Raw genomic sequence first — 15,382 nt, 5'->3', positions numbered from 1 at the left:
AGGTGATGCCATGGAGCTGACAGCTGCATGTGGACAGCAAAGAATCATCAGAGACATCAGGACGAATAAATCAAAGGGACTGAGCCTTATAAAGAGGGCCGTGCAGGTGAACGCCAGAATCATTGTGCTGCCAGAGGCTTCAAACACCGGACTGTTCCCGGAAAATTACGAAGGCGTCAAAACCGCCGAGGAAGAGCTGGATACAGTTCTCAAACTCTCAGAAAAAAAAGATATCCTGATAATAGCAGGAGTGGTTGAGAGGGAAAACGGAAAGCTCTATAATTCGGTCTGCCTGATACACAGGGGAGAGATCACAGGAAAGTACAGAAAAATCCTCCCGTTTCCCCTCACGCACGAGAAAGACCACTTCACCCCCGGAAAAGAACTAAAGGTTTTTGAAACGCCTTTCGGGAAAATAGGGATTCTTGTGTGCTACGAGATAAGGTTTCCAGAGCTTGCGAGAAAACTCGCAAAAATGGGTGCAGAAATCATTGCAGTTCCCGCAGAGTTTCCTTCAGCCAGAATAGAACACTGGAAAACGCTCATAAGAGCAAGGGCTATAGAGAATCAGGTGTACGTGCTTGCAGCAAACTCGGTTGATTTCGAAAAGAACTACAACGGGCATTCTGCAATAATTGATCCATACGGGAGAGTTCTGAATGAAGCCGGTGAACTGCAGGAGCTTATTTTCGCAAAAATCGACCTTGAAGATGTTGAAAATTGCAGAAAACAGTACCCATTCCTCAACGACTTAAAAAAAGTTGAAAAAATTGTTTAAATTCTTTTTAGTTTATTCACCGCAATTAACACAGCAAATCCAGTTACCAGAGTCAAAACTCCACCATACCACAGCCCCGCTTTGCTGGCAGCCACTGCAACAATGAACCCTGCAACCAGTGCCTCAATCCCCCTCCTGTACTCTGTGTGCACAAGGGCAATCACGAGGGGGAGAGTGGACAGCAGCAGAGAGGAGGACATCACGGATAGCTCAACAATGTAGCTCGGCCTTGTGGATGCAAAAAGGGCAACAGCTATCGTAAGCACAACGATTGATGCTCTGCCCGCAAATTGATTTTTGAACATGTCTCTCGAAACCATTGACGAGAGGCTCAGAATTATTGAGTTTGCGGTGGTTATCGCTGCCGCAAGGATGCTCAGCGCTATTATGAGCGCCATCCACTCAGGCATTATTGAAAGCAGGGCAGGCATCACCATATCTCTGTCTTTTATTAGCGGAAACATGCCTTTTACAGCCATAACCCTCAGATTGAGGCCTATCAGCGTAACAACAATTGTGTAAATCAATCCAAAGACGCCGAAATAAACAACCATCCTTTTCAAAGCTCTCTCGTCTTTCGGTATGAACAGCCTCTGAAACACCTGTGGATTGGTCAGGGCAAAGAAGAACCAGGGAACAGTGAGCTTTATGAAGAGCTGGGGCGACCAGATTTTGTTCGGCACCTGCATCAAGTCGCCAAGCTCCGCCACCTCTCCAGCAAATCCCGGATTGAGCGAAAAGACATAACCTATCGCCATGAAGGCCGCAAGGAGCATGATCACCCCCTGAAGAGCGTCGGTCCACGCCACCCCTCTAAGGCCGCCTATGAATGCCCAGAGGGCAATCAATATCGCCGAGATGGCAAGACCTGTGTAAAAGCTTATTCCGGCCATTTTTTCAAGTATTAGGGAGACACCAATCAATTGAGACGATGTGTACGGGATGAGAGCGATTAGAGATACTATGGCGATTGCCATGGCCGTTTTCTCACCGAATCTCTTTCCAACAAGTTCCGCAGGTGACACTGCATTGTATTCCCTCGACATCCTCCATATTTTTGGAGCATAATATGAAAGAAGCATTAAGGTGCCAACGAGATAGAACATCTCAAAACCGTAAGCTCCAACACCACTCGCATAGCTCAGCCCGACAAGTCCAACCATCATGAATGCCGAATAGGTCGTTGCCGCATACGTTAATGCTGATATAATTCCACCAACATTCCTGCCGGCTATGTAGTAGTCAGCATCGTCTTTAAATCCGCGCTTCCTTGCATAAACGGCGATGGCTGTTCCGGTAGCTGCGTAAAAAAGCACAAGTGCTATGAAGCTATTCAACCTCCCACCTCCTGTAGGATATGTACGCAAGATACACCGAAACGACGGCAGTCCAGTAGATGTACGCTGCAAGGTCGTGGCTCTTTATAGCCACAAATGGCACCAGCATTGCCAGAATTACTGCAGCAAATTCCACAGCCCTCATCGAACACGTGTTCGGTGAAGTGGTTTTTTAAGTATTTCGGGTGAGGGAGATATATATGGCTGTAAAAACCGTGAAGATAATAAAACAGGGAACGGTGATTGTTGAGGCGTTTGAAGACCTGCAAAAAGCACCGGCGTTGAAAAAGCTTTCAGGCGTTGGAGGGGGCTCGACTGTAACACTAATAGAATCCGATGCAAAAATTCTCGTAGATACCGGATTTGACTGCGAGTGGAATCCAAGTAAAGACAATATCAGGAAAAATGAAAAAATGCTGTCTCTTGCACTCGAAAATTTTGGTTTGAAGCCAGAAGACATAGACATCGTGTTCATAACGCACTGGCACCGGGATCACTACGGAAACTTCAGGCTGTTCGAGAGCAGCGAGATTATAACGTCAAAACTGGCTGTCGAAAGACATGGACTGGATCTCACCGGAGTGAGGGATGGAAAGCATATCGCTGACGGGGTTTGGGTTATGTACACACCAGGACACACCATAGATCACGCATCACTGATTCTCGAGACTGAAAGATTGAGATATACAGAAAAAGCCGGCTTCGGGGGTCAGATCGTGGGTATAGGCAATGTCAAAATTGCGATTGCTGGAGATGCAGTGGTTTCGGAAAGCTACTATTTGCTTGGGAGGGTGTGGCGGCACAATCAGGACTTTTACTCAGAGAAAGAGGCAATAGAGAGTGTCAGGAAGATCGAGTCCGCTGCAGACTACATAATCTCCGGACATGGGGGGATGTTTGCCATTCATCGTGATAAATGCAAACTCAACTGAAAACGAATGGCAGATAAACCTGAGAGCAAAGGTTGAGATGGCATGGAGATTGGAGTCCTTTACTCTGGAGAGTTCGGAAAACGCTTTGTTTCAAACCTTGCCTATCCTGACAGCTGTCCCCACTTTGGAGCCTGCGGAATAGATGAATGCGACCATTGCAAGGCCTACGACTTTTCAGACAGGATCGTTCTTGTCAGGGAATTAGATGAACCCGCATCTTACGGAATTTATATAGAAAAACCGGAAGAGATCGTTGGCAAAGTCGAATGTGAAATCCTCGTAGCAATAAACCTTCACCCGGATATAATTGCCGAGCTTCCCGGAATTGCAGATGTGCGATCAATAATCATCCCGGTGGAGCACCCAGCATGGCTTTCAGTTGGCTTAAGGGAACAGGTCAGAAGAAAGTGCGAGGAAGCTGGAATTAAGTTTTACACCCCAAAACCTTTTTGTTCATCAAATACCCCTCTGACAAATCTGGGTTTCGGAAAACCGGAATTCAGAGTTGAGATGAATGGCAATGTCATCGAGAGGGTGGAGGTCGTGAAAAGCGATCCATGCGGTAATGCATACTATGTCGCCAGAAGAATGCAGGGATATGAGATATCAGACCTGAGAGAATTCTGGAAGGAGATTCATCAGCATCAGTGTGCCTACCCCTGCCTGGCGAGCATGGAAAGGGATGCTGAGATAAAAGAAGCTCCTTTCCACCTTGCAGGCTACGTTATGGTTTATCAGTTCAGCAGAGCCTGTGGAGTAGATGCGGAAAGCTTTGTGCCGGAACACATGAGGAGGTTCGTGCTGGAGTAGGTTTCGGTCAAAAGTAATCGGCAAGCTTCGGAGCCTTAAATTCTGAGATAAATTCCCTTATTCTCCTGTTTGCAAGCTCAACATACTCTTCGCTTATCTCATATCCCACATAATGTCTCCCGGTTTTTATGGCAGCAATTGCAGTCTGCCCGCTCCCCATAAATGGATCAAGAACGACATCCCCCCTGAACGTGTAAAGCTGAATGCACCTGTACGGCAACTCCACCGGAAACGGTGCCGGATGTCCTATTTTTCTGGCCGAAACTGCCGGGAACGTCCATACACTTTTGGTGAATTCAAGAAACTCTTCCCTTTTTATTGTACTTTCTCTGTTATCCGGGTTCTCTCTTTTGAAGGTATCTTTCGAGAAAACCAGGATGTACTCATGAATGTCCCTCAGCGTTGGGTTTTTGGCAGAAAGCCAGCTTCCCCAGGCAGTTGATGGACTTGCACTGGAGTCCTTGTTCCATATAATTTCGCCTCTCATCAAAAATCCTATTTCGAGCATGTCCTGAATGATAAATGCATGAAGAGGGATGTAAGGCTTTCTTCCGAGATTTGCAATATTTATGCACACTCTTCCCCCTGGAACAAGTACTCTGTACGTCTCCTTCCACACGCGTTTCAGGAACTCCCGATATTCTGAAAACGTCATATCTCTGTCATATTCCTTGCCAACATTGTAGGGGGGAGAGGTCACCATGAGATGAACACTGCAGTCCGGGAGCTCCTCCATGCATTCGCTGGACTTGCAGAATATTCTATCAAGATGGTTTTCAGTGATTCTGTTTTCGACATACTCAACCTTCTTTTCTTTTGGAAACTCATCATAGAGTCTGCTGGAGTAAAACTCAGTTGAGTCATGGCTGATTCTTCCAGGCACACCAAATTTACTGGTTTTTGTTCCATTTCTTCTTTTTTTGCTCACCTCAAACACCCCTCAGCAGCTCAAGGAATTTTTCAGCTTTTTTGACGTATGTTGGCTCTCTGCTCGCAATTTCAATGATTCTTCCAAGCTTCTCTTTTGGAAGCATTGAGGAGAAAAATTCCCTTTCATCCTCAACTAACTCCGACAACATTCCCTCCAGTTCTGAAAAATCGTCTATCCTCAAAAATCCTCTTTCAGGAGTGTTTTTTATATTTTCATCGCTGTCACCATCCAATGGGTCCGGGTTGACCGAATAGAATCCCTGAACTATCCCGGCAGTTTTAAGATGATCAACCTTTTCATAGTATGTTTTTGTTATCGGTGTATTGCCAATAACGATGATGGGTATTTTCGAGGCCATGTTTCTTGAAACCCTTATGTTTATACTTTTGCCAATTGCTTTAAGCATAGTATCTGACCTAAGAAGTCCTGGATTGCCCTGGTGAGTTCTGTAATCTCCAATGCATTTTAGCTCCCCGGTTTCAGGGTCATATTCCCAGTTCCAGACAACAGACATCTTGACCTCGATAAGCATTAGGATGTTTTCCGGCTTTTGATATCTCTCAGGGGTCTTTACAATGGCCACGTCTGCCGGAGAACGCTCACCAATCCCGATCTCCTCACAGACAATCTTATGCACCGAATATGCATCAAACTTTTCTGCAATTGGTTTGACAAGTTCTGTCACCCACTTCTCAGTATAACTGCCCACAAAGGTGTTTCTGCTCTGAAGTGTTGTTTTTCTACCCTTATAGTTCTTGGGCCAGTATGCAAGATATCTGCCATCATCGGTAACGTAAAAGAGCTGCTCTGGAGTGGCAATCTCAAGAGCTTTTTCGAAGAACCTCATCTCTTCATCCTTATCCCAGAGTTTTTGATATTTCATCATCCATTACCCCCATTAGCGTCAGAAGTTATTCTACTTTGCTGTGCATTCACGAACTGAGTTTCACGATAGGTCTCTAAAATAAGAATATCAACCTTTTGGCGGAGAAATTAACAATAGTTTTTGAGGTCTTCAAGCTATCCAACTCCAAAGTCATTACGGTTTTTTACACGTTTCATAGTTTGAAAGCCAAAAAAGGGAGTAGGCTGGAAAAACAGTTAACAAACAATAACCTGTAGTCACTTTTTGCTCCTGAAATAGCCGCACTTCTTGAACCTCAGCTCTCCTTTCCTGAAATCATCAGCCCATCTTGGAAAAATCCTCGAGATCCTCGCCTCAAACCACCTGCATGAGTACCTGCCATCGTACTCGTAAAACTTGCATTCCACACATCCCATAAATCAAGTAAATTTGATAAAATATAAAGTTTACTGAATTTTCATCTCAGGCCTACAAGCTCCTCCAAAGCCTTTTTCTGATCCTTTGCCTTAACAACGCCACTTGCAAGAAGGACCCCATCCGCTCCGAGGTCCATAGCAGCCACAACATCCTCATAGGTTGCTATTCCTGCACCACAAAGTACACGTATCCCGGAGTCCATTTTCTTTGCTGCTTTGACAGAGTTTTCAACGACCTCAGGCTCAGCTTTGCTTACAGGTATTCCACTCCCTATCAGCTCAGGGGGTTCAATTGCTACATAATCTGGAGAAAGGGCTGCTGCAGCCTGTGTCGTTGCCACGTTGTTCGTGCATACAACCGATGTAAGCCCGAGCTCTCTGAATCTTGAAACAAGAAATTCTATGTCCGCAAGTTTCAATCTTCTCTCACTGTGGTTAATCAGACTGCCTCTAACGCCAATCTCCTTCAGCATTTCTGGAGGAATCCTTCCGGTGTTGCTTCCATAACCAACAGCATCTGCGTGCTGAGCGAACACATCAATTTCCACATTCCTGAGAATGCTCGAGACGTCAAGAAAGTTCGGGGCGATGGCCATGTAAAAGTCTACCTTTTCTGCGACCTCTCTGACGGCTTTTGCGAGGGCTACTGCCCTCTCACCACTCCCTTCTCTGTACGCCTTGAAGTTGATGATTATCGTCGCCATGGCCCGACCCTCAGAAGTCAGTCATGACTCTGAACTGGTCAGTATCGGGCTTCATGCTTGCAAGGAATCTCCTTGCTGCCCCCTCTATATCTCTCGCTCTCGTTATGGCTCTACCCACGACAAGTATGTCAGCACCACCGCTTATGGCAGCTTCAACATTCTCAGGCCTTATACCACCCGCGACAGCAACAAGCACGTTGTGCCTCTCTTTTATGGGCTTAGCAAATTTCCATGGTGGTTCTTCATGTTCTGAATCGATTGCCCTGTGCAGTTCAACAACATCCGGCTTCACGCCTGCCTCCACAATCCTGTCAAGCCTGCTGACGGGGTCTTCCACGTTCAGCATGTCCACAACACAGTAGATTCCGAGCTTCTGGGCTTCATTTATCGCCTTCTTTATCGTGTTTATTGGGGCAAGGCCTGAGATTACAACAGCATTTGCTGTGGCATCGACAGCCATCCTCGCCTCGAGGTTGCCGGTGTCAAGGGTCTTGAGATCAAGGACGAAGAACGCATCAGGTCTCTCTTCCCTCAGCTTGAGGATGACCTCGGCTCCATGTCTCTTGGCCAGCGGAGTTCCAACCTCGAAGATTATGTGGTCGCTGTCCGGAATGTACCTGAGCACCCTCTGCACCTCGTTCAGGTCTGGGATGTCGATTGCAATCTGGAGATATGGTGGGTCCCAGAGCTTTGTAAGCTTCCTTCCCGCAAAGGGGTGGAAGCTCCTGTCCTTTTCATAAAGCACGGTGTCCACGTCAGGGAAGCTGGACATGGCCCTTTTTATTGCAAGCTTGGTTGCGCTGTAATTGTAGTAAAACACCTTCTCCTTGTTCCTGGCCTTCGGATGGATGAACACGCTCACAATGACAAGATAATCCTCTACCATATCTTTCGGAATTATTCCCTCCTCAACCGCATCGGATATGGCCTTTGCAACAGCCATTTGCGCTGGCCCGAAAATCAGTTCTGCCTGAAACATGTCCTTTACCGTAACCTTGGGTATGATTACGGCCGGTGGCTTGGTTATTAGGTTGGGCCTCAATACTGCAAGCAGCGGAGTGTGACCGGCTGAGAGCTGAGACAGAGCATTTGCAAAAGCCTCACCAACAGGGCTGTCCTTCGTCCCTATCATGAGGTCTATGTGTGCCACCTCATTTCCCGTCCCGACCAGAGCTTCACCAATCCTGTATTCCATAAAGTTCACCTCAAAAAGAATTAAAATTCAAATACTTCCTCATAGAACCTCCTGACCATCTTTGAATCCATCAGAAGTTCTTTTTCCTTGAGAATTTCCCTTTCGAGTTTCTTCAGTGTTGCGTGGATTGCGAATTCTATGCCCCATCCTTCACCGGTTGCAAAGAACGTGCCTCTGTCACTTGACATCTTCAATCTGACATGAATCAGTGGCAACCCTCTGAACCTCTCCTTATGCTGCTTGATATAGACAAACAGCACGGCATCGCTTATGAAGTTCTCGAACTTTCTCATGAATTTCTCGATATCCTTCTGAAGAGCTGTCATATCAAACTCATCGGGCTCAATCCCTCTCAGAATCAGTTCTATTCTCAATTCTCCTTTCGGTTTAACCTCAGAATACAGTTTCTCAAGCAGATCCTTCTTTGTTACGATTCCCTCGGGTGTCTGATCATCGTCAACAACAACGACACTCGAAACCTTGTGCTCAATCATCTGTTCAATGACCTCAGCAACACTATCATTTTCGAAACACGTCACAGGCGGATAGCTCATGATGCTTTCGACCATTATTGCCAGAGTTTTATCCTTCTCTCCCTTTGCATCCCCCATTCTGGCTCTCTTTCTGGGAGCTATTATCCTGTCGACAATGTCCTTGCCGGTAACAACACCCACAACCCTGTGCCTGTCGTCAACCACAATAAGCCTGTCAACGCCGTGAGTCCTCATCAGAGAAAGTGCTTTTCCAGCAGAATCGTGGGCATTAATTGTAACAACATCCGGATTCATGACACCCCTCACTTTCACGCCGGAGAGTTCATCTTTCAGGGAAATCAGAAAGTCGTGGATGTATATCACCCCATAATCTCCATCCTTCCGGACTATCACGAATGGGGTGGAATCTTCGATAAATCTCCTCACAACCCTCTCCACACTCAGATCAGAAAAATTAACTATTCCTGTTCTTATGACAAAGTTCTTAACCTTTGTTTCGTGTGGATTGGTCATTGCGCTTCCCCTGATAAGATCCCTCTCTCTTATGACGCCGATTATCTTATCACCTTCCTTTACGACAAGCGCACTGGCCTTGTCGGGGTCAAGCTTATCGAGAAGTGGGAATACTTTTGATATTGTGTCATCAGCATTCACAACCTCATAATCAAACCTTATAAGATTTTCAAGCTGCTCCCTGTCCATCTCATCACCTCCCACTCTTTTTTATTCTGGCAAAGTTTAAAAAAGTATGCCCGACGCTTTCGAGAGGTTCTGACAATATTGATTAAGGATAAAAATAAAAAGAACCGATCAATGTGGCAGATATATTCTTCTCAGACACCTTATCCCGTCTATCCTGCGCATAGCAAAAATATCCGCTGCTTTCACAGTTGAGACCCTCTTTCCCGAGCTGTTAATGATTTCTTCGCTGAGCCTGAATATTTCTCTCAGCCGTTCACCTATTTTCCTGACCTCCCTGTATATCTCATGCTCTTTAAGTGTTTCACACCTCCTGGCACACTCATATTCACGGGCCACAGTTATAAGACCTCCTGCATTTATGATGTAATCGGGAGCGTATAGAATTCCGAGACTCGAAAGCATCTCACCCATACTCTCGTTCTCAAGCTGATTGTTTGCGGCCCCGGCAACAATGCTGCACCTTAACCTTCGGATTGTGCTGTCATTTATAATCCCTCCAAGCGCACAGGGAGAGAAAACATCGCACTCTACAGAGTATATTTTCCCCGGATCTACATACTCTGCACCCTGATTAACTGCCTCCTTTACCCTCTCAGTATCCACATCGGTTACCGTTACCTTGGCTCCGTTCTCAAGCAGGAGTTTGACCAGCTCGCTGCCAACCTTGCCCACTCCCTGAACTGCAACGTGAACACCCTCAACATTCCCATCTCCAAAGACATATTCCAGGCAGGCTTTAATTCCACAGTAAACCCCATACGCAGTAAATGGAGACGGGTCCAGGTTAACACCGGTAACATACTCTGTCTCACTCATCAGAACCCGCATATCTTCCAGAGTCGTTCCAGCATCTTCCGCTGTTATGTACCTTCCCCCGAGAGACTGCACAAACCTGCCGTAACTTCGCAGTAGAACTTCATTTTTGTCTCGTTTGGGATCGCCTATTATGACTCCCTTTCCTCCTCCAAAATTCAGTCCGGCTGCAGCAGCCTTGAACGTCATTGCTCTTGCAAGTCTCATAACATCCCTCAGCGCCTCGATCTCATTTCTGTAGTTCCACATTCTCGTCCCTCCGAGAGCGGGACCGAGAGTTGTGTCATGAATGACGACGATTGCCTTTAGCCCCGAATGTGAGTCCTGGAAAAATACTATCTGCTCAAAATCTTCCCTCTCCATCATCTCAAACATAGAATTCTGCTGAAGCTGCATGCACACCACCTGCCAGTTTTGCAAGGCTGGTCCACTTTCTTTCCACATATTCTCTAATTGCCTCGATATCCTTCCGGCTTAGATGGGCAAACCTGCCCTGAGCGGACAGATATTCCTCCACATCCCTCAGCTCCCTTTTACCCTCTGCAATTGCTTTGCTCAATCCCGTTAACCTGAATTCCCCGTTTTCGTACTCGTAAAGAATCCACATGCCCGTTTCGACAGCCATTCTACCAATCTCGACAGTCCTGTCCATCGGATATTTCCACCCCGGAGGGCAGGGGGCCAGGATTTCAATATACCTGAAACCTTCCACATTCTTTGCCTTTCTGACTTTTTTGTAGAGGTCTGTAAGATATCCTGCAGATGCGGTTGCGACGTAGGGTATATCATGTGCGACCATCATTTCGGCAACATCTTTTCTATGCTCCCTTTTTCCGCTCCATGTTGTGGTCGTCCAGGCTCCGTAAGGTGTGGCACCGCTCCTCTGAACTCCAGTGTTGGAATACATCTCATTGTTGTAACACACATACAGGATGTCCTCATTTCTCTCCGCAGCAGCAGATAGAGCCTGGAGACCGATATCATACGTTCCGCCATCGCCAGCCCAGACAACCACTGTAGCATCAACGCCTTTTTTCTCAAGAGAAGCTTTAATTCCAGAAGCGGTTGACGCTGAGGCGGCGAAGACTGTGTTAAATACAGGAACGTCAATTGCAGACCCGGGAAACATGCCCTGATAGACTGATGTGCAGCTTGCTGGAACAACAAGCACGGTTCTTTTTCCAACAGCCTTCAAGACCGTACGAAGGCACATCGAGGAAGCACATCCATGACACGCAGCATTTCCAGGGAGAAGATATTCTCTCTCGGGAATATCGGATATCTTCATACCACCACCTCGGTAATCCACCCATCACGGAATCCCCCACACACAGCCTTTTCAATAGCCCGAAATGTTACATCTCTCCCTCCCAGGCCAGCAACCTTTCCAAGAATCTCCGGGCGCTTCCTGGAATTGTACAGGGCAGACTTTATTTCAGAAAAAAGCTGTCCTTCATGTCCCGGGCTTATTGACCTGTCAACAACCACCGCTGTATCAACACCCTCAAGGGCTTCAACAACATCAGTCGAGGGAAAAGGCCTGAAACACCTGATTCTGAGCAGCCCAACCTTCTTACCCTCCCGTCTCAATCGTTTAACCGCAATTTTTGACTCTGAAGCTATTGCTCCGATGGCCACTATTGCCACCTCAGCATCATCAAGCATGTACTTTTCCAGCAGAAGAGGTGTGTGTCTCCCTGTAAGAGACTCGAACGCCTCTTCGGTTTTTTTAATGACCTTGATCGCCCTTATGTGCGATTCAAAGATGTCCTTTCTGAGTTCCATGTAGTAATCTGAAGAAAGTATGTTTCCGAATGTTTCAGGCTCATCGAAATCCATCTTCCAGGGCGCTCTGTATTCTTCCAGAAATTTGCCTATTCCCGTTACCACAGGCATTGCGGTGTGGGACAGGACGAAGCCATCATAGCACACCATGGCCGGGAGAAGGACTCGCCTGTCCTCTGCCACCCGGTAGGCCATAACTACTGTATCATATATCTCCTGGTTGTTACTGCAATAGAACTGAATCCAGCCCGTATCTCTCTGGGACATTGTATCACCAAGATCCGCCCATATATTCCATCCCGGCCCAATGGCTCGATTTGCAACAGCCATAACAACGGGAGTTCTGGCATTTGCTGCATAATGCAGAAGTTCGTGCATGTATGCCAGCCCATGACTTGAGGTGGCTGTGAATACACGTGAACCTGAAGCGGAAGCGCCTATACAGGCTGCCATTGCCGAATGTTCCGATTCAACCAGGATCAGCCTTGCATCCATCTCCCCTGACTCCACCATCCTGGCAATCTCCTCCACAACCGGTGTTGAGGGAGTGATTGGGTATGCGGCCACAACCTCAACACCGGAATCTCTTGCAGCGAGTGCTGCAGCCTGGTTCCCGGTAATCAGTTTCCTTTCCATCACCTTATCACCTCCCTTGCAACGCTTATTGCAGTCTTCGGGCAGACTGAACTGCACACAAGACACCCTTTGCAGAAATCATAGTCTATCCTCACTTCCCTCCCATCCCTCAGAATTGCGCTTTCCGGACAGTGAAGCCAGCAGTTCAGGCAACCAGTACATCTGCTGAAGTCGATCTCAGGCACAAAATCTCTCCATATCAATGTCCTGCCTGCCACACCTTTTACCGGTTTTGAAACAGGAATCCGAACTGCAATACTGCCTTTACTCTCCCGGTCCATCATTTTTCCAGACCCTCTCACCTTCCTGACTACAGCATTTTCGTATCCCTCCCACATGGCCCTGACATTGGCCTTCCAGTTTCTTCTGAACCTTTCTCTTACCACATCCTCGGTAATCTCTGGTGGAATCCGGGAAAACACCCTCAAAAAAGCGCCGAGCAGAGGTATGTTAACAACAGGCGTGCCTGAAACCACCAGATTATTTCGAATTGCAATATCCACGGCATCAACGGTGCATATCGTCAGAGCATTTTGATGGAATTCAAACTTCTCCGGGGCATCTGCGGTGTTAATTACTGCAATCCCTCCATTCTTCAACCCGCTGAAAACATCCACAGTACCTGGCAGTACCGGATCAAGTACAATGACGCAATCAGGAGAGTATATCTGGCTCCTCTCAAGTACCTCTTCTTCAGATATCCTCGTAAAGGCAAGCACCGGAGCACCCCTTCTCTCAGCCCCGAAAAACGGAATGGATTGAGAATAGTATCCGCACCGAAATGCAGCTTCTGCAAGGAGTAGAGATGCAGTTACTGCTCCCTGACCACCTCTTCCATGAAAACGGATTTCCCACCGTACTCCTTCCACCACCTCATCATCTTCCTGCATATCCCATCACATTATTATCTCTGTGCCCATACCTATATAACATAACAATAAATCATGATAGTTTTTAATATCCGGTTTTATTTTTAAAAAAATATTAAAAAAGATGTTTTGCTGCAGAAGCCCTGTCAGCAAGATGCGGTTCCCTGTCTCTGAGTTCCTCCACAAATCTTTTCACAATTTTGGACTCCGCAATTCTGAGATGATGAAGACATGTGGATTTTGCTATTCCGAAGCTTTTGGCCAGCTCATCAACACTCGTTTTTCTCGGCCACTCAAAATATCCCTTTCTGAAAGCCTCAACAAGCACCCTTTTCTGTTTCATTGAAAGCTTTCTCGAGATTTGCCCCACAATGTCCTCTTCCTCCTCATCTTCAAAGGATTTGAGATTCGAAATGCTCAGCACATCCACCTTAATTCCCTCAATCTCCAGAAGTCGGTTGAGTGTGTCGCTCAACCTTTCTTCGTCTATGAGTATCGTCCAGTACTCAAACCCGCCAGATATCGAAACTCGCATTGGCATGAATTCGAGAGAGAACACCTTGTCGTAGAATGTGGTGTGTGCAGGAAAACGGGCATGTATGTCGGCCTCCAGATCGCTTTTACCTATAACGTAAATCTCCTTCGCGTATTTTCTGTAATTCTCCATATCCTTCATGTAGCTTTTCAGAACATCATAACTCTCCGCACTGAGGTGAAAGTTTGCCCTCACCTCTCTCTCAAGCTTGAATACGCCCTTTGTTACCAGACATATTCCCGGATGATCTTTTGTCGATTCAATTGACCAGCAATCTGGATGCCAGAGCCTTAAGATTACCTTCTTCAGATTCATTTTCCCTTCCCCACAAACTTTCTCAGGTATACTATGTTTCTGCAACTATTAATCATTAATTGGTGCCAAATATAAAGCAGCTTTCGACCATGTGCTAACAGCTGCGATCAAAAAAGGACAGGACTCTGAGACTGTAGTTTCCTAAAATCATTTCCCACCATCAAACCACCTCCACGAATAACTCAATATTCTCTCAGGAGTCAACTTTCTCAAAAATGCTTTATAGGGAGTCTCCAGTTCATCTAAGTTGAGACTCATGTGGGGTCTTTTGTGATTGTACCACTCCATGAATTCATCTACTGTATCGAAATACTTGATTTTAGCTTCCAGCGTTCCATAGAACCTCTCTATCTTTCCATTCGTTTGTGGGTGATTCACCCTACCCACAATATGCTTAATTTCATTCTCTGCAAGGAATTTCTCAAATTTAGATACTCCTTTAGCCTTCTTCTCCCCTGCAGATGCGTAGAACTGAGTACCTCTATCCGTCAGGATTGATTCCGGCCTGCCATAATCATCCATGGCTTCTTTTAGCACTTTTATGGCATTCTCAGATGTTGCTTTATCAAATACTCCGTAACCAGTAATCAGACGGGAAGCATCGTCCAGATAAGCAATTATCCACTTCCCGTTATAGAAAAACCAGTCTGCATGCCATAATTCCATAGAGTGCTTTCTCTCATACCTTATCCACTTTTTACGCTTTTTCTTGTTCTTCTCCTCCTTAGCATAGCCGTTCATTCTCAACACTTCGTGTATTTTGTTCTTGCTTATTCTGTAACCTCTTTCCTTTAAGATTGTTTGGAGAACTACTGCATTACACCTGTACTCTTCATAGGCTTCTTTTATGGCTTCTATTTCTTCTTCTGATAGTTCTTTTTTAGGTCTACCTGGTTTCTTTGGCTTTGGTATTTCTCCAGTATCTTTGTATTGCTTGTAGATCTGATTTACTCTTCTTGGTGTTATGTTTTCGATCTCTGCTATCTCCTTTGTCGGTGTACCCTTCTCTTTCTCTCTGATAATCCATTTTATCGCTTTCTCGTCAAGTTTCACATGGGGGTTTGTTGAAGTGGGAAATAATTTCGGGAAAAGACAACAGGACTCTGAGACCGAAACTTTTTTTAAGCAAATCGCTGAAAGGGATTTTGCTGCTGCGCGGGTAGTCTAGTGGTAGGACAACGCCCTTCCGAGGCGTTAGCCCGGGTTCAAATCCCGGCCCGCGCACTGAGTAATTTTGTTTTTGCACTGAACAAACAAGCCTTCTG

17 protein-coding genes and 1 tRNA gene are annotated in these 15,382 nt (G+C 46.2%); 4 read left to right on the top strand and 14 right to left on the bottom strand.

Annotation, left to right across the window (positions count from 1 at the left end; genetic code table 11):
• Positions 1-10 precede the first annotated feature (10 nt).
• Complete coding sequence (locus tag GACE_RS10610) at positions 11-778, top strand: nitrilase-related carbon-nitrogen hydrolase (RefSeq protein ID WP_052400300.1); 768 nt, start codon at positions 11-13, stop codon at positions 776-778.
• On the opposite strand, the gene GACE_RS10605 is transcribed toward GACE_RS10610, so the two are convergent.
• The gene (locus GACE_RS10605) at positions 775-2,115 is read right to left on the bottom strand and encodes a sodium:solute symporter family protein (RefSeq protein WP_048093305.1); all 1,341 of its coding nucleotides are present in this window, start codon (positions 2,113-2,115) and stop codon (positions 775-777) included. The two genes, GACE_RS10610 and GACE_RS10605, sit on opposite strands and share 4 nt — an antisense overlap.
• A complete protein-coding gene (locus GACE_RS11795; RefSeq protein WP_193363918.1) occupies positions 2,108-2,260 on the bottom strand; it encodes a hypothetical protein in 153 nt (50 codons plus the stop codon). Before GACE_RS11795 ends, GACE_RS10605 begins: the two co-directional genes overlap by 8 nt.
• A gap of 55 nt (positions 2,261-2,315) precedes the next feature.
• Here GACE_RS11795 and GACE_RS10600 point away from each other — a divergent pair, with 55 nt between their 5' ends.
• Both GACE_RS10600 and GACE_RS10595 read left to right on the top strand, forming a co-directional pair.
• Positions 2,316-3,047, top strand: coding sequence for an MBL fold metallo-hydrolase (locus GACE_RS10600; RefSeq protein ID WP_048093304.1), 732 nt, complete (start codon positions 2,316-2,318; stop codon positions 3,045-3,047).
• 42 nt (positions 3,048-3,089) lie between these two features.
• Entirely contained in the window at positions 3,090-3,857 is a 768-nt protein-coding gene (locus tag GACE_RS10595) for a DUF166 domain-containing protein (RefSeq protein ID WP_048093303.1), read from the top strand.
• 7 nt (positions 3,858-3,864) lie between these two features.
• On the opposite strand, the gene GACE_RS10590 is transcribed toward GACE_RS10595, so the two are convergent.
• The 12 genes from GACE_RS10590 to GACE_RS10540 all read right to left on the bottom strand — a co-directional run bounded on the left by GACE_RS10590 (position 3,865) and on the right by GACE_RS10540 (position 15,170).
• Positions 3,865-4,785, bottom strand: a complete 921-nt coding sequence (locus GACE_RS10590) for a DNA-methyltransferase (RefSeq protein ID WP_048093909.1) — start codon at positions 4,783-4,785, stop codon at positions 3,865-3,867.
• A gap of 1 nt (position 4,786) precedes the next feature.
• Positions 4,787-5,674, bottom strand: coding sequence for a hypothetical protein (locus GACE_RS10585; RefSeq protein ID WP_048093302.1), 888 nt, complete (start codon positions 5,672-5,674; stop codon positions 4,787-4,789).
• A 236-nt stretch (positions 5,675-5,910) separates the two neighbouring features.
• Positions 5,911-6,069, bottom strand: a complete 159-nt coding sequence (locus tag GACE_RS11750; protein WP_158413842.1) for a hypothetical protein — start codon at positions 6,067-6,069, stop codon at positions 5,911-5,913.
• Positions 6,070-6,110: 41 nt separating this feature from the next.
• Positions 6,111-6,773, bottom strand: coding sequence for a triose-phosphate isomerase (tpiA, locus tag GACE_RS10580; protein WP_048093301.1), 663 nt, complete (start codon positions 6,771-6,773; stop codon positions 6,111-6,113).
• A gap of 10 nt (positions 6,774-6,783) precedes the next feature.
• Positions 6,784-7,968, bottom strand: coding sequence for a bifunctional 5,6,7,8-tetrahydromethanopterin hydro-lyase/3-hexulose-6-phosphate synthase (locus GACE_RS10575; protein WP_048093300.1), 1,185 nt, complete (start codon positions 7,966-7,968; stop codon positions 6,784-6,786).
• A gap of 20 nt (positions 7,969-7,988) precedes the next feature.
• Positions 7,989-9,164, bottom strand: a complete 1,176-nt coding sequence (locus tag GACE_RS10570) for a CBS domain-containing protein (RefSeq protein ID WP_048093907.1) — start codon at positions 9,162-9,164, stop codon at positions 7,989-7,991.
• 108 nt (positions 9,165-9,272) lie between these two features.
• Positions 9,273-10,373, bottom strand: a complete 1,101-nt coding sequence (locus tag GACE_RS10565; RefSeq protein WP_202962739.1) for a Glu/Leu/Phe/Val dehydrogenase dimerization domain-containing protein — start codon at positions 10,371-10,373, stop codon at positions 9,273-9,275.
• Positions 10,345-11,265 (bottom strand): 3-methyl-2-oxobutanoate dehydrogenase subunit beta, encoded by a 921-nt coding sequence (locus GACE_RS10560; RefSeq protein ID WP_048093298.1) that lies wholly within the window; start codon positions 11,263-11,265, stop codon positions 10,345-10,347. Before GACE_RS10560 ends, GACE_RS10565 begins: the two co-directional genes overlap by 29 nt.
• Positions 11,262-12,398: a hypothetical protein gene (gene porA / locus GACE_RS10555; protein WP_048093296.1), complete on the bottom strand. Its 1,137-nt coding sequence runs from the start codon at positions 12,396-12,398 to the stop codon at positions 11,262-11,264. The genes GACE_RS10560 and porA overlap by 4 nt, the downstream gene beginning before the upstream one ends.
• A complete protein-coding gene (locus GACE_RS10550; RefSeq protein ID WP_158413841.1) occupies positions 12,398-13,267 on the bottom strand; it encodes a 2-oxoacid:acceptor oxidoreductase family protein in 870 nt (289 codons plus the stop codon). Before GACE_RS10550 ends, porA begins: the two co-directional genes overlap by 1 nt.
• A gap of 115 nt (positions 13,268-13,382) precedes the next feature.
• Positions 13,383-14,117 (bottom strand): helix-turn-helix domain-containing protein, encoded by a 735-nt coding sequence (locus GACE_RS10545; protein ID WP_048093294.1) that lies wholly within the window; start codon positions 14,115-14,117, stop codon positions 13,383-13,385.
• A 147-nt stretch (positions 14,118-14,264) separates the two neighbouring features.
• Positions 14,265-15,170 carry an IS481 family transposase gene (locus GACE_RS10540; protein WP_048090395.1) on the bottom strand — a complete coding sequence of 302 codons (906 nt, stop codon included), beginning with the start codon at positions 15,168-15,170 and terminating at the stop codon, positions 14,265-14,267.
• A gap of 100 nt (positions 15,171-15,270) precedes the next feature.
• Between GACE_RS10540 and GACE_RS10535 the strand changes: the two genes are divergently transcribed.
• Positions 15,271-15,341: transfer RNA gene (locus GACE_RS10535), tRNA-Gly, on the top strand.
• The last annotated feature ends 41 nt before the right edge of the window (positions 15,342-15,382 follow it).

This window comes from Geoglobus acetivorans, assembly GCF_000789255.1.
GTDB lineage: Archaea > Halobacteriota > Archaeoglobi > Archaeoglobales > Archaeoglobaceae > Geoglobus > Geoglobus acetivorans_B.
The sequence above is the reverse complement of the archived record's forward strand: the minus strand, read 5'-3'. Positions and strand labels throughout refer to the sequence as shown.